21 protein-coding genes are annotated in these 18,482 nt (G+C 66.7%); 9 read left to right on the top strand and 12 right to left on the bottom strand.

All coding sequences use genetic code 11. The features are described from left to right. Positions 1-295: 295 nt before the first annotated feature. On the bottom strand, positions 296-544 hold the full coding sequence (locus tag ABNQ40_RS22165; RefSeq protein WP_098739628.1) for a hypothetical protein: 249 nt from the start codon (positions 542-544) through the stop codon (positions 296-298). Between the two features lie 283 nt (positions 545-827). Here ABNQ40_RS22165 and fumC point away from each other — a divergent pair, with 283 nt between their 5' ends. The 4 genes from fumC (at position 828) to ABNQ40_RS22185 (ending at position 3,681) form a co-directional block, all read left to right on the top strand. Continuing rightward, positions 828-2,219 (top strand): class II fumarate hydratase, encoded by a 1,392-nt coding sequence (gene fumC / locus ABNQ40_RS22170; protein WP_109048388.1) that lies wholly within the window; start codon positions 828-830, stop codon positions 2,217-2,219. Positions 2,220-2,307: 88 nt separating this feature from the next. Further along, positions 2,308-2,514, top strand: coding sequence for a ribbon-helix-helix domain-containing protein (locus ABNQ40_RS22175; protein ID WP_098739630.1), 207 nt, complete (start codon positions 2,308-2,310; stop codon positions 2,512-2,514). A gap of 91 nt (positions 2,515-2,605) precedes the next feature. Next, on the top strand, positions 2,606-3,328 hold the full coding sequence (locus tag ABNQ40_RS22180; protein ID WP_098739631.1) for a DUF599 domain-containing protein: 723 nt from the start codon (positions 2,606-2,608) through the stop codon (positions 3,326-3,328). Between the two features lie 137 nt (positions 3,329-3,465). Continuing rightward, entirely contained in the window at positions 3,466-3,681 is a 216-nt protein-coding gene (locus tag ABNQ40_RS22185; RefSeq protein ID WP_146255407.1) for a hypothetical protein, read from the top strand. A gap of 32 nt (positions 3,682-3,713) precedes the next feature. On the opposite strand, the gene ABNQ40_RS22190 is transcribed toward ABNQ40_RS22185, so the two are convergent. The 4 genes from ABNQ40_RS22190 to purE form a co-directional block, all read right to left on the bottom strand. Further along, positions 3,714-5,465: an EAL domain-containing protein gene (locus ABNQ40_RS22190; RefSeq protein ID WP_247880163.1), complete on the bottom strand. Its 1,752-nt coding sequence runs from the start codon at positions 5,463-5,465 to the stop codon at positions 3,714-3,716. Between the two features lie 334 nt (positions 5,466-5,799). Then, positions 5,800-6,975: an acyltransferase gene (locus tag ABNQ40_RS22195; RefSeq protein ID WP_109048385.1), complete on the bottom strand. Its 1,176-nt coding sequence runs from the start codon at positions 6,973-6,975 to the stop codon at positions 5,800-5,802. Positions 6,976-7,529: 554 nt separating this feature from the next. Beyond that, the gene (locus ABNQ40_RS22200; protein WP_109048384.1) at positions 7,530-8,642 is read right to left on the bottom strand and encodes a 5-(carboxyamino)imidazole ribonucleotide synthase; all 1,113 of its coding nucleotides are present in this window, start codon (positions 8,640-8,642) and stop codon (positions 7,530-7,532) included. A 46-nt stretch (positions 8,643-8,688) separates the two neighbouring features. Beyond that, positions 8,689-9,225 (bottom strand): 5-(carboxyamino)imidazole ribonucleotide mutase, encoded by a 537-nt coding sequence (gene purE, locus ABNQ40_RS22205; protein WP_109048383.1) that lies wholly within the window; start codon positions 9,223-9,225, stop codon positions 8,689-8,691. Positions 9,226-9,440: 215 nt separating this feature from the next. On the opposite strand from purE, the gene ABNQ40_RS22210 reads away from it, so the two are divergent. Beyond that, positions 9,441-9,905: a group III truncated hemoglobin gene (locus tag ABNQ40_RS22210; RefSeq protein WP_246307229.1), complete on the top strand. Its 465-nt coding sequence runs from the start codon at positions 9,441-9,443 to the stop codon at positions 9,903-9,905. Positions 9,906-9,942: 37 nt separating this feature from the next. On the opposite strand, the gene ABNQ40_RS22215 is transcribed toward ABNQ40_RS22210, so the two are convergent. Further along, entirely contained in the window at positions 9,943-10,143 is a 201-nt protein-coding gene (locus ABNQ40_RS22215) for a YdcH family protein (RefSeq protein WP_012974357.1), read from the bottom strand. A gap of 273 nt (positions 10,144-10,416) precedes the next feature. On the opposite strand from ABNQ40_RS22215, the gene ABNQ40_RS22220 reads away from it, so the two are divergent. After that, positions 10,417-11,511 (top strand): ATP-dependent 6-phosphofructokinase, encoded by a 1,095-nt coding sequence (locus ABNQ40_RS22220; protein ID WP_109048382.1) that lies wholly within the window; start codon positions 10,417-10,419, stop codon positions 11,509-11,511. A 20-nt stretch (positions 11,512-11,531) separates the two neighbouring features. Then, a complete protein-coding gene (locus ABNQ40_RS22225) occupies positions 11,532-11,990 on the top strand; it encodes a TIGR02444 family protein (RefSeq protein WP_109048381.1) in 459 nt (152 codons plus the stop codon). Position 11,991: 1 nt separating this feature from the next. Here ABNQ40_RS22225 and ABNQ40_RS22230 read toward each other — a convergent pair whose 3' ends face one another. Further along, positions 11,992-12,438 carry a hypothetical protein gene (locus tag ABNQ40_RS22230; protein ID WP_109490765.1) on the bottom strand — a complete coding sequence of 149 codons (447 nt, stop codon included), beginning with the start codon at positions 12,436-12,438 and terminating at the stop codon, positions 11,992-11,994. A gap of 195 nt (positions 12,439-12,633) precedes the next feature. On the opposite strand from ABNQ40_RS22230, the gene ABNQ40_RS22235 reads away from it, so the two are divergent. After that, positions 12,634-14,409: a tetratricopeptide repeat protein gene (locus ABNQ40_RS22235; RefSeq protein ID WP_109048380.1), complete on the top strand. Its 1,776-nt coding sequence runs from the start codon at positions 12,634-12,636 to the stop codon at positions 14,407-14,409. Here ABNQ40_RS22235 and ABNQ40_RS22240 read toward each other — a convergent pair. The 5 genes from ABNQ40_RS22240 to ABNQ40_RS22260 all read right to left on the bottom strand — a co-directional run bounded on the left by ABNQ40_RS22240 (position 14,385) and on the right by ABNQ40_RS22260 (position 18,154). After that, positions 14,385-14,645, bottom strand: coding sequence for a hypothetical protein (locus ABNQ40_RS22240; RefSeq protein ID WP_109048379.1), 261 nt, complete (start codon positions 14,643-14,645; stop codon positions 14,385-14,387). The two genes, ABNQ40_RS22235 and ABNQ40_RS22240, sit on opposite strands and share 25 nt — an antisense overlap. Positions 14,646-14,776: 131 nt before the next feature. Next, the gene (locus ABNQ40_RS22245) at positions 14,777-15,457 is read right to left on the bottom strand and encodes a carbonic anhydrase (RefSeq protein ID WP_109452532.1); all 681 of its coding nucleotides are present in this window, start codon (positions 15,455-15,457) and stop codon (positions 14,777-14,779) included. 131 nt (positions 15,458-15,588) lie between these two features. Beyond that, the gene (locus ABNQ40_RS22250; protein WP_109048378.1) at positions 15,589-16,173 is read right to left on the bottom strand and encodes a UbiX family flavin prenyltransferase; all 585 of its coding nucleotides are present in this window, start codon (positions 16,171-16,173) and stop codon (positions 15,589-15,591) included. Between the two features lie 64 nt (positions 16,174-16,237). Next, complete coding sequence (locus tag ABNQ40_RS22255) at positions 16,238-16,852, bottom strand: DUF1013 domain-containing protein (protein WP_109490764.1); 615 nt, start codon at positions 16,850-16,852, stop codon at positions 16,238-16,240. A gap of 285 nt (positions 16,853-17,137) precedes the next feature. Next, positions 17,138-18,154: an NAD(P)H-quinone oxidoreductase gene (locus ABNQ40_RS22260; RefSeq protein ID WP_109048377.1), complete on the bottom strand. Its 1,017-nt coding sequence runs from the start codon at positions 18,152-18,154 to the stop codon at positions 17,138-17,140. Between the two features lie 120 nt (positions 18,155-18,274). Here ABNQ40_RS22260 and ABNQ40_RS22265 point away from each other — a divergent pair, with 120 nt between their 5' ends. Then, positions 18,275-18,472 (top strand): DUF1192 domain-containing protein, encoded by a 198-nt coding sequence (locus ABNQ40_RS22265; RefSeq protein WP_109048376.1) that lies wholly within the window; start codon positions 18,275-18,277, stop codon positions 18,470-18,472. Positions 18,473-18,482 lie beyond the last annotated feature (10 nt).

Raw genomic sequence — 18,482 nt, forward strand, 5'->3', positions numbered from 1 at the left:
ACGGGACTATGCGGCAGGTGGTATCTTCGGGGGTACTTCCGATCTATGGTCGCGTTATATAGGATCGCCCCGAAGAGTTACCTCAAAACGTCTATGAGGACCTTTGAAGTTCTGCTGCAATCGATCCCCGTCGGATGCCCCGGCGGGTAGCATGCATGATGACAACACGCACCGCTATGTCCGGTTGCTCAGACCGCCCGAGGGAATTGGAGGGAGGGACCACCGAAGGGTGCAGTCCCGCCCACCCGGTTGGGCAAACACAACCCCCTGAAAATGCTGACTCCCGAAAAGTCTATCAGGCGGCGCGGCGGGCGGCGGTGCGGTCGCGGGCATCGGCACGCTCCAGGGCGCGGGCGACCAGATCGTCGAAAACTCCGCCGATGGGCTCTTCCAGAACTGCGGCCCGGCCGGCAAGCATCGGGCCTTCCATCAGCAGGGAGCCTTCCTCGCCGGGGCCGAGAACCCGCCAGCCGCGGCTCTTCATCTCAGCTACGCGCGTCCGGGCAATGAAGGCGCGGACATGGTCGTATGCCAGATCGTCCATCCTGTTCCCCCAATCGCTGTCCCAATCACGGTCGATAGCCGCCGGCCTTGCGGCGGATCGTTGAGGAAAGCGTACGGAAGAACAGCGAACGCAACAAGAACAAATTCGAGTGAATAGCGAGGATTTCCGCCGAGTCGCTCAAGCTCCCGCTTGGAGCGTGGCCCTGGCCTGCGCAGTCCCGGCCCTTGCCGTTCCGGGCTTCACCGCAAAGATCAGGCGGGGCGGGGGAATTTGCAACCCGTCCCACCCGTGACCAAAAGCGGCGATCAGGAAAGGTCCGACCATGAACGGTGTCCGCACCGAAACCGACAGCTTCGGCCCCATAGACGTTCCGGCCGACCGTTACTGGGGGGCGCAGACCCAGCGCTCGCTTCAGAATTTCCGCATCGGCGGGGAGCGCATGCCGGTGCCGCTGGTGCGCGCGCTGGGCATCCAGAAGCGCGCCGCCGCCGCCGCGAACATGACGCTGGGCGTGCTCGATCCGAAACTCGGCGCCGCTATCATGGAGGCGGCGGACGAGGTGATCGACGGCCGGCTGGCCGATCATTTCCCGCTGGTGGTCTGGCAGACCGGCTCCGGCACCCAGACCAACATGAACGCCAACGAGGTGATCGCCAACCGCGCCATCGAGCGGCTGGGCGGCACCATGGGGTCGAAGACGCCGATCCACCCCAACGACCATGTGAACATGGGGCAGTCGTCGAACGACAGCTTCCCCACCGCCATGCACATCGCGGCGGCCGACGAGATCGTGCACAGCCTGATCCCGGCGCTGGAGCATCTGCGCACGGCGCTCGACGCCAAGGCCGACGCCTTCCAGGACATCGTCAAGATCGGCCGCACCCATCTCCAGGATGCCACGCCACTGACGCTGGGGCAGGAATTCTCCGGCTATGCCGCCCAGGTCTCCTACGGGATCGGCCGGGTGAAGGGCGCGCTGCCGCAGCTCTACCGGCTGGCCCAGGGCGGCACCGCGGTCGGCACCGGACTGAATGCCAAGCCGGGATTCTCCGAAGCCTTCGCCGAGGAGGTGGCGGCCTTCACCGGCCTTCCCTTCGTCACCGCGGAGAACAAGTTCGAGGCGCTGGCGACCCATGATTCGCTGGTCGACGTGCACGGCCACCTGAACACGCTGGCGGTGTCGCTGATGAAGATCGCCAACGACATCCGTCTGCTCGGCTCCGGTCCGCGCTCGGGCATCGGCGAGCTGTCGCTGCCGGAGAACGAGCCGGGATCCTCCATCATGCCGGGCAAGGTCAACCCGACCCAATCGGAGGCGATGACGATGGTCTGCGCCCAGGTGATGGGCAACCACACCACGGTGACCGTCGCTGGCGCCACCGGCCATTTCGAACTGAACGTGTTCAAGCCGGTGATCGTTTTCAACGTCCTGCAATCGATCCGCCTGCTGGCCGACGCCGCGAACAGCTTCACCGACAATTGCGTGGTGGGAATCGAGGCCAACCGCGAGCGCATCGCCAAGCTTGTGTCGGACAGCCTGATGCTGGTGACGGCGCTGAACCCCCACATCGGCTATGACAATGCGGCGAAGATCGCCAAGAAAGCCCACAAGGAAGGGACAAGTCTAAAGGAGGCCGGGCGGGAACTCGGACTCCTGACGGATGAGCAATTCGATCAATGGGTTCGCCCCGAACGGATGGTTGGTCCAGGCTAAGCTTGGGGTTAGGGTGGGGGTGAGTTATCCCGGCCGCACCGGCCTTCCTCTGACCACCCCCATCTCCCACTGCGATGCGTGCGTGACCATGAAGAAGCGTTCGGTCCTGATCGCCGGCCATCCCACCAGCGTCTCCCTCGAGGAAGAGTTCTGGGACGCCCTGAAATCGGTGGCGCAGTCCCGCGGCCTGTCGGTCAATGCCCTGATCGAGGAGATCGACCAGACCCGAACCGGCAACCTGTCCAGCGCCATCCGCGTCCACGTGTTGAAGGCGGTGCAGGGGCGCGGGGAGTAGGGGGGCTCTCGGATACCCGCAGGTGGACACCCGCCCATTGCCGGCGTACACGGGTGCCTGCCCCCCTCATCACCGTGCCAAGACCGCCGCCATGCCGCCAGACGTCACCACGCTCGACATCATCGCCTTCGTCTGGTTCATCGGTTCCTGGGTCGGTTTCACCGTCACCCAGGATCATTTGATGGCCGGGCGCAACGTGGTGAACCGGCATCTGCGGATCGTGCGCCGCCACTGGATCGAGCGGATGCTGGAGCGCGACAACCGCATCATGGACGCGCAGCTGTTCGGCCACACCATGCACAGCTGCACTTTCTTCGCCTCCACCAACATGCTGGTGCTGGCCGGGCTGATCGGGTCCTTCGGTGCGGCGGAGCGGGCGCAGCAGCTGATATCGGACCTGTCCTTCGCCGTCCCGACCTCGCACCAGATGTTCGAGATCAAGATGCTGCTGATGGTGGTGATCTTCACCTTCGGCTTCTTCAAGTTCACCTGGGCGCTGCGTCAGTACAATTACTGCTGCGCCCTGATCGGCTCTGCGCCGATGCCGCCGGTGCCGCCGCAGGACCGCCGGGAGATCGCCCAGACCATCAGCGAGGCGCTGACCCTGGCCATCGTCGCGCTGAACGGAGGCATCCGCGCCTATTACTTCGCACTGGCGGCCCTGGTCTGGATCATCGGCCCCATTCCGCTGATCGCGGCGTCCAGCGGCGTCGTTTTCGTTCTCACCCGCCGTCAGGCGTTTTCCGCCACCGAGAAGGTCATCCGCGTACAGACCCAGTGGTTGGAGAGAAACGATTCAAGCAAAGCGAAATAATAAGTAAAATCCCACACGTTTTCTTGCGCATGCGACCAAATATCCTCTACCTGATGGCGAGTTGCGGCGGCTAAGGTCCGTTCATCAAGGATCGCACGACAGCTTGTCGGCGCGGCTCAGAGAACAAGAGGGCGAAAATGAACGCCGACACTGCACTAACCATCATGGAAGCCCTCGATCAGGCGGAGGCTCTGCTGAACCGCGTTCACCTGCGCGACGGCTATGCCGGACGTGACACGCTGGCCCGCAACCGGGAACTTCTGAACGCGGCCCGCAATCGGCTCGAGCAGGTCCACAGCATCGAGGAAATGGGCGTGTTCGAGGGCTTCGGCCGGTCCCCGGCCCTGGCCTGAGACGGCACCGGCATTCCGGCGATCACGGCGCGTCAACCCTTCAGCAGCACCTTGCCGCCGCTGCGCACCTTCGACCAGTCCTTGGCGAAATAGGCGAAGTCGCTCGACGGCCGGCTGAACAGGAAGCCCTGGGCAAACGACACGCCCAAGCCGTTCAGCAGCTCGGCGTGCACCGTCTCCTCCACCTGCTCCCCAATCAGTTCCAGCCCCAGCTGACGGCAGACATCGACCATGCTGCGCAGCATCGCCATGTCGCGCGGGCTGTTCACGGCGCCGCGGACGAACTTGCCGTCGATCTTGGCATAGTCGGCCTGGATGCCGTACAGCGACTGGAAGCTGGTGGACCCGGCGCCGACATCGTCCAGGCAGATGCGGAAGCCGCTTTCGCGCAGCTTCTGCAACACCTCGTTCAGCTTGGCGATGTCGGTGACGACAACGGTTTCCGTCACTTCGATGAGCAGCTTCGAGGCCAGATCGCCGTAAGGGGCGACGACCGACTGGAACTGCTGGAAGAAGATCGGGCTCATCAGCGTCTTTGCCGACAGGTTGATCGCCACGTCGGGCAGCTTTGGTTCCTTGCGGAATTGCTGCAGCGTGTCCAGCACCGTGCGGGTCAGCAGCAGGTCGAAGTCGTAGATCAGCCCGACATCCTCGGCGAAGGTGATGAAGTCGGCCGGCGAGCTCATCCCCTCGACCCGGGTCAGCGCCTCCAGATGGTGGACGGCGCCGGTGCCGATGTCGACGATCGGCTGGTAAACCACGATGAAGTCGCGGTTGTCGATGGTGGCGCGCAGCTGCCCGATCCGCTCCACCGCCCCGGCCATCAGGCGGTTCGCGCCATCCTCCAGGCTGGAGATGGTGAACTCGCCGCCTTGCGCGGAGGCGAAGGCCTGCACGGTGTAGACCAGCGCGCGGGCGGCATCCGCGGCGTCCAGCCGGTCGTCGGCCATGTCCAGCGTCCAGGACCGGATGCCGCCGGGCAAAGCGCCGCCCGCCGCCTCGATGATTTGGGCGATGTGGCCCTGCACCTCGCGCCCGTCGATGTCGGCGGCATGCACGATGCCGTAGCGGTCGCCGGTCAGCTGCCCGGCGCTGTCGCCGTCGGCGGAGATGCCGCGCAGATAGGCGTCGATGCCCTCGCGCACCTCCGCCGCCGCTCCCTCCGGCATCGAATCCACCATCGCCTGCAACCCCTCGACCAGCAGCAGGGTCAGCCCCTGCTCCAGTCCCCGTTCGCGCGCGGCGTGGATGCGCTCCTCCAGGATGCCGGCGAAGCCGCACTGGTCGAGCAGTTCACCCTGGGCCGCCGTGACCGCCCCGCTGCCGCCATTGCCACGGGCCGGAGCGGTCAGCAGCACGGTGAGGAACAGGGAACCGGGACAGGAGTCGAGCCGGCAGCCGCCGAGCAGTGCCGGGAACTGCTGACCGTCGAAAGCCTGGAACATCACGCGCGACGGCTTGATCCGCGCCTTTTCGCGGATGCGGTCGAACAGGACATGGACGTATTTGCGGTCGCTGGGGGCCACCACCTCCATCAGGTTGCTGCCGACCAGCCCGCCGACCTCGCCCTTGGTCAGCCGGCAGCGCGCGCCGGCGGAAAACAGGATGTTGCCCTGGGGATCCGATTCGATCAGCAGATCGGCGGCGGCGAAGGCAAAGCCGACGAAGCGGTCGCGGTCGCGGCTGGACTGTGGGCGGCGATGACCGGCCGCGCCGGAGGCCGGGGTGACGGCCGGTCCGATCGGGGGAGGGGAGCGACCTGCGCTTTCCTGCGACAAGGGCATCGTCATCCGGCTACAAATTACATCAAAGTTTAGAGAGTTTCTTCCTGAATGCAACAGAGAGTAACCAATATCGATACGAGATAAAAGCCGCATTGATGGGAAATGACCTTCGTCCGACTTGAACGCGACAATTTGAGACATCTATTTCGCAAATGTGAACTACCGGGCGTGACTTTGCCGGGTCCTCATGGCTGCGATTAATAACGTTAGCAGGAAATTGACGAAATCGTTCCGGAATCAGAATGACCGTTGTCGATGGTGTCCGGCATAGGCCGGCGGCCCTATCGGGTCTTTTCCACCGGAGCCGCCTCGCCATGCATGATGGTTAAGAAGGTCAGGTAACTTCCATCGCCGCCGGCCGGACCGCGGGCTTCCGCCGCTTCAGCAGCAGTGCGTTGAAGCTGGATTGTCCGGGTATCTCCACGAAGCGGTAGGTCAGGCTGGCCACCGCGACCACCGTTCCCAGATAGGCTAGCGCCAGAAGATCCATCATCCAGGTGGCACCGAAGGAGATCAGCCGGTCTTCGGCGCCGTCGGTCGCTTGCTCGATGAACATCGGCTGACCCGACAGCCTCTGCATCGCAACCGCCGCCTTCTCGTACAGCGCGATCACCAGCGCATGCACCATGTAGACGGAGTAGGAGCGGGCACCCAGCCATTGGAAAGGCCGCATCGCCAGCAGCCGTGAAATCACCCCGGCTTCGAAGGCGAACACCCAGACGACGAGACCGAACAGCAGCGGTGAGGCATAGGACAGAGCATTCCCGCGGGCTGTGGCGACGAAGACGACCACCGCGGCAAGGCTGAGACCTTCGAGTAAACCGGCTATTGGCAGCCCCATTGTCAGCTTGGGCAGTCCGGCGCCGCGGGCCGCCTGGAACAGCCGATACGCCACATGGCCGGTGAAGAAGCCATAGAGGCAGCGGAAATATCCAAAGTCGAAACTGGTGTCTATGTATTGGTCGGACCATCCCATGACCACGAAGGCGCCGGCAGCCGAGAGCGCCACCGCCGAAACCGTCACCAGCCATGTGCGGCGGGCCAGCAGGCAGAGCGCTGCGAAGCTGACGTAAGCAAGGAACTCAGCGCTGATCGACCAGCTCGGAATGTTCCAGGTCAACCCGTTCTCGATGCCCAGGGAGTGCACAAGGAACAGGTTGCTGAGAATGGAGGACGGCGCGAAGCGGGCGGTGAAGGCCGCCGTCTCGCCGCTGACCGCCAGTGCCTTTACGATCTCCAGCGGAATGAAGGCGATCAGGGTGGCGGCATGCAGCGGCCAGACCCGGCCAAGGCGTCTGACCAGAAAATTCCTGCCGTCTGCGGTCGAGTTCAGGCGGTGGATATAGGCGTGGGTGATGACGAAACCGCTGAGAACAAAAAAGAAATCCACAAACAAATAGCTGCCGCGAACGAATGGAACGGGATAGAAATGACCTGAGGCGTTGAAGTGAAATAGTGCGACGAACAAAGCGCATAAGCCGCGCCAGCCGTCGAGAACTGGAAAGCGCATTTCGGATCTCCAGATTGGCGGGTGTGTCAGCCTTCTCACGCCGGCTGCCGATATTTTTGCTGCAAAAGGTGATATTTGCTCGGCGATGGGGACTATGCGCCCGATTACCGTTGGCTGAACGTAAATGTCGGAACCGCAACCAAAAAGCGGAAATCAGGCTTATTCCGAACGCCGGCCGGTGATTACCTCCGAAAGGTTGTGGCGATGGAATGTCCGCTTCCTGAGGACCGCGGATTTGCCCGACTGTGGGGTGTCATACCCGTTGTGAGCGGCGCCACATCTGGCTGGAGCCCGAAACACCGTTTGGTTGCCTTCAAAGCGGTACGCTGCTTGCGCCATCAGGTTGCGCTCCTTCGGCCTTGAGCCGGGCAGGCTCAACCGCCATTCTCCAGCCGTCCCGTCGCGGCCGAGAAACCGGTGATGTCCATCCACCGGCGCAGCGCGTGCAGTGGCTGCACTTCGGTGGCGACGGGACCGACCCCCCATCCAAATGGATAAGGCCCCGCCGACCGTAACGGTCGCGGGGCCCTTCGGCTTTTGCCGTGGTGACGGCGTCAGCGCCGCGGGAACAGCCGGTTGACGTGGCCCATCTTGCGGCCGGGCCGGGCTTCCGCCTTGCCGTACAGGTGCAGGCGGGCGCCGGGGTCGGCCAACAGCTCCGGCCAGCTCAGCACGTCGTCGCCGATCAGGTTGGTCATCTCGGCATCGGCCACCCGCTCCACCGAGCCCAGCGGCAGGCCGCAGACCGCGCGGACCAGCTGTTCGAACTGGCAGGTGGCGCAGGCGTCCATCGTCCAGTGGCCGGAATTGTGCGGGCGCGGCGCCATCTCGTTGACCAGCACGGCGCCGTCGGCGGTGACGAACATCTCCACCGCCAGCACGCCGACCAGATCCAGGGCCTCGGCGATGCGCCGCGCGATGCGGTCGGCCTCCGCCGCGGTTGCCGCCGACACCTTTTCCGGCGCGGCGGGCGCGACGGTGACGTCGAGGATGCCGTCCTTGTGACGGTTCTCCACTGCCGGATAGGCGACCATCGCGCCGTCGGCGCCGCGGGCGACGATCACCGACACTTCGCAGGCGAAGGTGACGAAGCCTTCGACGATGCCCTCCACGCCGGGCTTGCCGCCGCCGATGCCGGCCCAGGCCGCCGCCGGATCGCTGCCGCTGTCCAACCGGGCCTGTCCCTTGCCGTCATAGCCGAGCCGCGTCGATTTCAGAACGCAGCGTGGACCGACTTCGGCCACCGCGCGGGCGACCTCCTCGGCGCTGCTGGCGGCGCGCCAGGGGGCGGTGGCGATGCCCAGCGCGTTGACGAAGCTCTTTTCGGCGATGCGATCCTGCGCCACCGACAGCACGTTCGGGCCGGGGTTCAGGTTGGTGAAGCGGCGGAGGTGCTCGGCCGTGGCGACCGGCACATTCTCCCACTCCAGCGTCACCGCATCGACCGAGCGGGCGAAGCGCTCCAGCGCCTCCAGATCGTCCCAACCGGCGACGGTCGCCGCGGCGCTGACCTGCGCCGCCGGGCTGTCGGCCGCGTCCGGGGCATAGACATGGGTCTTGTAGCCCAGACGTGCCGCGGCCAGCGCCGTCATCCGGCCGAGCTGTCCGGCACCCAGCATGCCAATGGTTGAACCGGGGGCGAGGCGGGGCAGGGGGGTGCCGGTCATGACGGTGAGGCTTTCAAGTTGTCCGGGCCAGTTATCAGGCCAGTTGTCAGGCAGGATCGTCGACGGGGGCTTCGGCGACTGCGGCGGTCTGGCGGGCGCGCCAGCCGTCCAGCGCGTCGGCCACCGCCGGGTCCATCAGGGCGATGACCGAGCCGGCCAGCAAGGCGGCGTTGATGGCACCGGCCTTGCCGATGGCGAGCGTGCCGACCGGCACGCCGCCCGGCATCTGCACGATGGACAGCAGGCTGTCCATGCCTTTCAGCGCGTGGCTTTCGACCGGCACGCCGAAGACCGGCAGCGGCGTCATCGACGCGGCCATACCCGGCAGATGGGCGGCTCCGCCGGCCCCGGCGATCACCACCTTCAGCCCGCGTGACTTGGCGGTGGTGGCGTATTCCACCAGCCTGTGCGGGGTGCGGTGGGCGGAAACGATGCGGACCTCGTGCGGGACGCCCAGCGCCGCCAGCGTGTCGGCAGCGTGTTTCATCGTCGTCCAGTCGGACTGGCTGCCCATGATGATGCCGACCAGCGGCTGGGCGCCGGTAGCCGAAGCGGTGCTGTTGGGGGAGTGGTCGGCGGTCACGGCCTGGCGCTTTCCTCAAGGTCCGGAAAGCGGCGCATTATAGGAAGAGTCGGGCTTCTGTCCAGAGGCGGCGCCGTTCCTTGGCGTCTGCGTGCCGCGAATCCCACCCTGCGGCTGCGACATTCCGGCCCTTCCGGCGGAACATGGTTCCACTTATGGTGCCGCCTTATATGGACTGGATAGACCCTGCTCAATTCACTCGGCGGACCCATCGCATGACCGACTCCGTTTCCGGCGAAGACCTCGGCGACACCCAGCGCAAGGAACACCGCGACATCCGCGCCGCCATGGCGGAGGAACGGATGGCCGCGGTCGGCATCGACGAAGCGTCGATCGAGACGCTTGTGCGGACCTTCTACGGCAAGATCATGAAGGACGAGGAGCTTGGTCCGATCTTCGGCCGCGCCATCACCGATTGGGAGCCGCATCTGCGCAAGATGATGGATTTCTGGTCGTCCATCGCCCTACTGACCCAGCGCTACGACGGGCGTCCGATGCCGGTCCACATCTCGCTGGGGCTGGAGCCGCCGCATTTCGAACGCTGGCTCGGCCTGTTCCGCCAGACCGCCCACGAGGTCCTGCCGGCCGAAGGCGCCAACTTCCTGATCGGCAAGGCCGAGAACATCGCCCGCAGCTTCCAGATGGGCATCCAGTTCTTCACAGTGCCGAAGAAGGGGTGACGAGCTTCTCCCTCTCCCGGGGCGGGAGAGGGAATGATTAAGCGATGATGTCCGGCAGCAGCCGGCTCTCCAGGACCATGATCTGGTCCTTCAGCATCAGCTTGCGCTTCTTCAGCCGCTGCATCTGCAACTGGTCATAGGGCGCACGTTCGGCCAACCGGGCGATGACGTCGTCCAGGTCGCGGTGCTCGCTGCGCAAGCTCGCCAGCTTTTCCTTCAAAATCTCTTGCTCGTTCATCGCGCCCGTTAGGAATGGCCGTTGCCCCGGGTGGGACGGGGGTGCTCTTGCGGGTGACCCTTGGCTGGGCGGGCCGGACTATACCAGATTTCCGGCGATACGGCACCGCCAAACCGCCGGCTCGGCGCTTTGGCATGCCCGGCGTCGCGCCGGAGAGAATGCGGCTGGCGCAATGCCCCCTTCGCGGATGCGGGCAACGATTGCGGGAAAGTTCTGTTCCGGTAACATGGTGGTCCATTTCAACGAACAGGCGAACGGGACGGGAAACCCTCAATGACTGCCCCTAATAAAGCCGGCAAGCGCATCGGCATCCTGACCAGCGGCGGCGATTGCGCCGGGCTGAACGCGGTCATCCGTGCGGTGGTCCACCGCGCCACCGGCTATGGCTGGCAGGTGCTGGGCATCAAGGAAGGCACCCAGGGCCTTCTCCAGCGCCCGGTGCAGTACCAGACGCTCGATCTCGGCTCCGTCGACGGCCACATGATGCGCCAGGGCGGCACCATCCTGGGCACGACCAACCGCGGCGACCCCTTCGCCTATCCGATGCCCGACGGCACGCTGAAGGACCGCTCCGACGAGATCGTCGGCGGCTACCGCGAACTCGGACTGGACGCGCTGATCGGCATCGGCGGTGACGGCAGTTTCGCCATCCTGCACAAGCTGGCGCAGAAGGGCGGCTTCCCGATGGTGGGCGTGCCCAAGACCATCGACAACGACCTGGGCAAGACCGAGGTGTCGGTCGGCTACGACACCGCCGTCGCCGTGGCGGTGGAGGCGCTGGACCGCCTGCAACCGACCGCCGCCAGCCACCACCGCGTGATGGTGCTGGAGGTGATGGGCCGCGACGCCGGCCACATCGCGCTGGCGGCCGGCATCGCCGGCGGGGCCGACGTGATCCTGATCCCGGAGATCCCCTATTCCATCGAAAGCATCGCCGCCAAAATCCAGAGCGTCCGCGACTCCGGCCGCAACTTCGCCCTGGTCGTGGTGTCGGAGGCGGTGAAGACGCTGGAGGGCACCGGGGTCAAGAAGATCCTCCAGGGCGGCGAGAAGCGCTATGGCGGCATCGGCGACTATATCGGCGAGAAGATCGCCGACGCCACCGGGGCCGAAACCCGCGTCACCGTGCTGGGCCATGTCCAGCGCGGCAGCATGCCCAGCCCGCGTGACCGCCTGATCGCCTCGGCCTTCGGCGTCCATGCCGTCGACCTGATCGCGGAGGGCAAGTTCAACCGCATGGTCGCCTGGTCGAACCGCGGTGTCATCGACGTGCCGATCACCGAGGCGATCGAGCATTACTCCTGCGTCGAGCTGGACGGTGCGCTGGTGAAGACGGCCCGCGGCCTGAACATCAGCTTCGGCGACTGATCCCGGTGGCGATGGGAGGAATGCCGGCGAATCCCTTCTGGGACTTTTCCCTGGCCGTCTACGGGCGGCCGGGGGTGCCGGCCTGCTGCCTGTCCCTTCAGGACCGGCGCGGGGTCGACGTGAATGTGCTGCTGTTCGCCGCCTGGGCCGGCCTGGAATGCGGCATCCGCCTGTCGGCCGATGAACTGGCCCGCATCGACGGGGCGGTCGCCGGCTGGCGGGAGGAGGTTGTGCGTCCGCTGCGCGCTCTGCGCCGCCGTGTCAAGACGGAGGACGACGCCTTCTATCGCCGCATGAAGGCCGCGGAACTGGAGGCCGAGCGGGTCCAGCAGGACCGCCTGTTCGCCACGGCGGGCTTTACCCCGCAGCCGGGCGGCGGCGTGGAGCTTGCCGTCGCCAACATGGCGCTGCTGGTGCCCGGCGGCGACCCGGCTTTAGAGGAACTGGCGGGGGTGCTGCCGGGCGTGCTGGGGAACTGACCTACCGGTTCAGGATCAGCTCGTTCGGATCGCGCACGGTGTTGGACACCAGCACCGGCTTGCCCGCATAGAAGGCGCTGCACCGCTTGCCGCTGACCAGACGAGTCAGCGCCGCCTCCCACTCCCGCCCCTTCGGGCCGATGATGCGCAGCTTCAACTGGTCGATCAGCGGGAACACCTTGAACTGCTCGATCTCCAGCGGTTCGGAGCTGGTGGTGGTGAAAGCGTCCTGTTTCAGGGTCAGCGTCTTGCCGTTGATCTCCAGCGTCACGTCCTGGGCCCATGGGCAGCCGTTCGGCTTGGCGCCCTCATTGGCCTGCGCGGCGGCGATCCCGAAACCAACTGTTCCGAAACCAACTGTCCCGAACCAAGCGGTCAGGGCGGCGGCGAGAGTAACCCGGCGGAGGCCGGAGTGGCAGAAGAGTGCCCGGATTGGGCGGGTGGTCATGATCCGCTCCTCGAAGAACGGCGCGGACAATAACGATGGGTCAGCGTCATGACAATCCAGGGAAAATCCCAATTCTGTGACCGTTTGCGACGATTTCAGGCATAGGCCCGGCTGGACCGGGCGGGTTCCGAAGAGGCATGATCCCGTTCCCGGCGGCAAGCCCGTTACTCCCTCCATCACTTCACATGTGTGCCGATGGTTACTTTGTCGCAGGCTCTGCTGATCGCGCTGGACCACCATCAGGCGGGCCGTGTGGCGGAGGCGGAGGACATCTATCGCCGAATCCTCGGTGCCGACCCCGAATATGCCGACGCCATGCAGCTTCTGGGGGTGCTGGCCGCCCAGACCGGCCGGCAGGCGGAGGCGCAACGCTGCCTGCGCCTTGCCGTGGCGTTGCGTCCCGACGGGGCCGGCGGGCTGTCGAACCTTGCCGGCGTCGAGCAGTCCGCCGGCGCCCTCGACGACGCCGTGCAGCACTATGGCCGGGCGTTGCGCCTGATGCCGGACCTCGCCGATGCCCATGCCAGCCGCGCCGGCGCGCTGCGCCGCCTGGGGCAGGCGCCGGCCGCGCTGACGGCGACAGGTCATGCGCTGGCGCTGGCGCCCGACCATGCCGACGCGCTGGCGAACCGGGCCGCCGCCCTGCTGTCCTGCGGCGATGCGCGATCGGCCGAGGGCTGCGCCCGCCGCTCGCTCTGTCTGAACGCCCGGTCCGCTGTTGCCTGTGCGACCCTTGCCGCGGCCCTGGCGGCCCAGCGCCGCTGGGCGGAGGCCGAGTCCGCCGCCCGTGAGTCTCTGGCTCTCGACCGCAATGCCGCCGAGCCGTGGGAGGTGCTGGGCGCCGTCCTGGCCAAGCTCGCCCGCTTCCCTGACTCGCTGGACGCCTTCGCCATGGCGGAGCGCCTGCGACCCGGCCCGTCGGTCCATGCGGCGCGGGGCATCGCCCTGATCGCCATGACCCGCCCGGCGGAGGCTGCCGTCGAGTTCGAACGCGCGCTGGCCGACCGGCCGCAGGATGTCGGTCTGCACTGGAATCTCGGCTTCGCCCAGTTGATGGCCGGCGATTATCGGCGCGGCTGGCCCGAGTTCGACTGGCGCCGCCGTGACGCCCATGCCGATCCGCCCTGGCGGCCGTTCCCTCAACCGCAATGGCAGGGCGAGCCGCTGAACGGCCGTACCATCCTGCTCTATGCCGAACAAGGGCTGGGCGACACGCTGCAGTTCCTGCGTTATGTCCCGCTGGTGGCGGCCCGCGGTGGCCGGGTGGTGCTGGAGGTGCAGCGGCCCCTGCTGCCCCTGACGGCCGGGCTTGAGGGGGCGGCGCAGGTCATCGCCCGTGGCGATCCGCTGCCGCCCTTCGATCTCGAATGTCCGCTGATGAGCCTGCCGCACGCCTTCGCCACCGGCTTCGACAGCGTGCCCGCCGATATCCCCTATCTGCGCCCCGACCCGGTGCGGGTCGCCCGCTGGCGGGAGCGGCTGGGGCGGCAGGACGGGCTGCGCGTCGGTGTCGTCTGGGCCGGCAACCCGCGCTTCCCCGGCGACGAGGAGCGCTCGCCCAGGCTCGCCGGTCTGCGTGGCCTGTTCGATGTGCCGGGTTGCCGGTTCTATGGATTGCAGATGGGGCCAGGACGCGCCGGCCTCGCCGAGAGCGTCATGCCGGAGAGCTTCACCGATCTGGGAACCGTCATCTCGGATTTCGCCGACACCGCGGCGATCATGGCGAACCTGGATCTGGTTGTGTCGTCCTGCACCGGGCCGGCCCATCTCGCCGGCGCGCTGGGCGTGCCGCTGTGGGTGGCGCTGCCCTTCTCGGCGGATTGGCGCTGGCTGACCGGCCGTGACGACAGCCCCTGGTATCCGACCGCCCGCCTGTTCCGTCAGCCGGCGCCCGGCGACTGGCCTGCGGTCGCCGGGCGCATGGCCGCGGAACTGGCGGCGCTGGCTCAGCGCTTCAGGCCGTTGCCATAGCGAGAGCAGTCGTAATCGTCGGTCCCGGCCTCGGCATGGCCGCCGTTGGAGGTGTTGTAGCGCGGGTCGTCGCAGCGGCCGTTGCGGACGTAGGAATCGGAGTCTCCCGACCCGAACAGCCCACCGCCGCTGTTGCCGAACAGTCCGCCGCCGCCGCTGTTGCTGCTGGTCTGGTTGCAGGCGGCGAGCGCCAACGGCACGGCGGCGACGATCACGAAGCGGAGCGCGGTCTTCATGGCAGTCCCTTTCCCTTATGAGGATTGCGAAGGAGATTTCATCCTTCGTCCTCAACAGGGCAGGGGGCCGGCAAATCCCGTGCCGGCGCTCGGGTTAACGCTTCCTGGTCTGAAACGGCTCGCCGAGCCGCTCACTCGACCGGCTGGAACAGTCGGGTGACGGGATGGATAGCCCACATCTCGCCCGACTCGATGTCGAACCACCAGCCATGGATGTTCAGCGTGCCGGCCTCCACCCCTTCGCGCACGAAGGGGAAGGTCATCAGGTTCTCGACCGACGCGCGGACCGCGGCGCGTTCGATCACCGCCGGGGTGTTCTGCAGCTTCTCCGCGTCCGCGCGCGCCTGTTCGGAGCCTTCCGGCCCGACATAGGGGTCGAGCGCCGAACCGGCGATGGACACCCAGGGGGAGACGAAATCGTCCTCCGCCTTCTGCCCGGCGCGCAGCCGGATCAGGCCCTGGATGCCGCCGCACTTGGCATGGCCCAGCACGATGATCTCCGACACCTTCAGCGCCTTGACCGCATATTCGATGGCGGCCGAGGTGCCGTGATAGGCGCCGTCGGGCTGGTAGGGCGGGACGAGGTTGGCGACGTTGCGCACGACGAACATCTCGCCGGGTTCCGCCATCGTCAGCAGCGCCGGGTCGACGCGGCTGTCGGAGCAGCCGATCAGCAGAACCTCCGGGTGCTGCCCTTCGGTCGCCAGCTGCCGCATGCTGTCGGGGCGTCGCTCGTAATAGCGGGCGCGGAATGCCTTGATGCCGGCCAGAAGCTGGCGGATGGGCTCGGACGGTTTGCTGCTGAAGGGCATGATGGGCTTTTCCCCTTTGGCGCCGGCCGGCGGCGATGCCGGTTCCGCGTCGTGGTGCATCGACAGCGGTATAATGGCATTGCGCCCGCGCTCCAAGCCACCTGTTAGGCGACCGTCGCGGGGCAGGTGTCTCACCTATGCTCGCCCCAGCGCCGCAGGTTTCCGGCGTCCAGTCCGAACAGGTCCAGCACCCGGCCAACGGAATGGTCGACCAGATCGTCGATGCCCTGCGGTTTGGCGTAGAAGGCAGGGACCGGCGGCGCGATCACCGCCCCCATTTCGGCCAACGCGGTCATGGTGCGCAGGTGGCCCAGATGCAACGGGGTCTCCCGCACCATCAGAACCAGCCGGCGCCGTTCCTTCAGCGCCACGTCCGCCGCTCGCGTCAGCAGGGTGGAGGTGACGCCGCTGGCGATCTCGCTCATCGTCCGGACGGAGCAGGGGGCGACCACCATGCCGAGCGTGCGGAAGCTGCCGCTGGACACTGCCGCGCCGATGTCGGCGGCGGCATAGCTGACATCGGCCAGCGCCCGCAGTTCGGCCACCTTCATGGCGGTTTCATGCGCCAGCGTGACCTCGGCCGACCGGCTGACCACCAGATGCGATTCGACGCCGATCCGCCGCAGCGTCTGCAGCATGCGGATGCCGTAGATCACTCCCGACGCGCCGCTGATGCCGACGACGAGCCGGGGCGGAGGGGTGGTGGGATCGGTCATGGCCGGATTCTAAGCTTTCATCAAGCGGTATTCCCCCTCCCGCTCGGGGAGAGGGACACCCCCCTCAGTGCGCGTCTTCCTGTTCGGAATAGCGGTCGTCCTCGCGGCCTTCGCCGTAGAAGTCCTCGGCGGCGTCCTCCGGGGCACGCGGCACGCCGCCGCGGCGGATCGCCAGCGCCAGCGCCTCTTCCAGCTCGCGCTGGGAGCAGAGGCCCAGCATCACCGGGCTGCGCGGCTTGATGTTGGCGACGTTCCAGTGGGTGCGGTCGCGTACCGCGGCGATGGTCGGCTTGGTGGTGCCGATCAGGCGGCAGACCTGGGCGTCCGACAGCTCTGGATGGTGCTTCAGCAGCCAGGCGATGGCGTCGGGCTTGTCGCCGCGCTTGGTGATCGGGGTGTAGCGCGGGCCCTTGGACCGGGAGGCGACCTGCGGCAGGTCGGCGACCAGAAGCTTCAGGCGCAGGTCCTGATTCTTCTCGCAGCGCTCGATCTCGTGCTTGGTCAACTGGCCGTTGGCGATGGGGTCCAGCCCCACCATGCCGACCGCGACCTCGCCGTCGGCGATGGCCTGGACTTCCAGCGAATGCATGCCGCAGAAGGCGGCGATCTGCTCGAAGGACAAGGACGTGTTCTCGACCAGCCAGACGGCTGTCGCTTTCGGCATCAAGGGCAGAGCCATCATCCCTCCTGACAAACTTCTTTACCGGCCGCACCCGCTGGCGGGTGGTGCGGCCGGTCGTTCTAACTGGTTATGCGGCGCGGGGGCGGCTTCGCGACCCGGCTTCGCGATTCCGGGGGCGGCCGCCCCATTCTCGCCACCACGATATAGGGCGAATACCGGTCCGCGTAAGCATGCTTGCGCAGGCGCACCGGGAAATCCCGGCCGCCCGCTCGCCTCTGCTAACCTGTCTTGGCAGCGGATGGCAAGCCCGACGGTGCCGCAGCGGCGAAGAAAAGCGCAAAATCAGGCGGCGTCCGGCCCCACCGTCAGCACGATCTTGCCGATATGCGCGCTGCTTTCCATCAGCCGGTGCGCCTCGTCCGCCTGTTCCAGCGGGAAGGTGGCGTGGATCTGCGGCTTGATGCCGCCGGTCTCCAGCAGCGGCCAGACATGCTCGCGCAAGGCCGCGGCGATGCGGCCCTTCTCCGCCACCGGGCGGGCGCGCAGCGTCGATCCGGTCAGGGTCAGTCGCTTGGTCATCACCGGAGCCATGTTCAGCGACACCTTCGCCCCTTGCAGGAAGGCGATGGAGACGTGACGGCCGTCCAACGCCATGATGTCGATGTCGCGGGCGATGTAGTCGCCACCGACCATGTCCAGCACCACATCGACGCCGCGACCGCCGGTCGCCTCGCGGATGACCGCGACGAAATCCTCGGTCTTGTAGTTGATGGCGCGGTCGGCACCCAGCTCCTCGCAGGCGCGGCACTTGTCGTCGCTGCCGGCGGTGGTGAACACCGTCGCGCCGAAGGCCTTGGCCAGCTGGATGGCGGTGGTGCCGATGCCGCTCGATCCGCCATGGATCAGCAGGGTCTCGCCGCGCTTCAGGGCGCCGCGCTCGAACACGTTGGTCCAGACGGTGAAGAAGGTTTCCGGCACCGCCGCCGCCTCGACCATCGACAGCGGGCCCGGCACGGGCAGGGCCTGCACCGCCGGCACCACGCAATATTCGGCATAGCTGCCGCCGGCCACCAGGGCGCAGACCCTGTCGCCGCTGGCCCAGCTCTCCACACCTTCGCCGATGGCGATCACCGTGCCGGACAGCTCGAGCCCCGGCAGGTCGGATGCGCCCGGCGGCGGGTCGTAGCGGCCCTGGCGTTGCAGCGTGTCGGGACGGTTCACGCCGGCGGCGGCGACTTCCACCAGAATTTCGCCGGGGCCGGGCACCGGGGCGGGGCGGCGGGCGGGGCGCAGCACCTCCGGCCCGCCGGGCTGGGTGATCTCGACGCAGCGCATGCTGTCGGGCAAGCTTAGACCCATGGCGGTCGTCCCTTCCGTTTTTGTCTGTTTGGCAATGTCCGGCCCGAAAGGTAGATTTGCCCAACCGGTCTGACAAGCCGGACCAGGGCCCGAAAACACAAGAGGGGGAGGGACCCAATCATGGCCATCGACGAGCGTTTCGAGGATCTGGAGCCGCGCAAGGCCAAGCCGGCGCCCAAGGACCTGACCGTGATGGGCGTGGCCGAGATCGAGGCCTACATCGCCACGCTGGAAGCGGAAATCGTCCGCGCCCGCGCCGCCATCGCCGGCAAGCAGGCGCAGAAATCGGCGGCCGAGGCATTCTTCAAAAAGGGGTGAAAAAAGCCCC

This window comes from Azospirillum sp. A23, assembly GCF_042938965.1.
Lineage (GTDB): Bacteria > Pseudomonadota > Alphaproteobacteria > Azospirillales > Azospirillaceae > Azospirillum > Azospirillum melinis.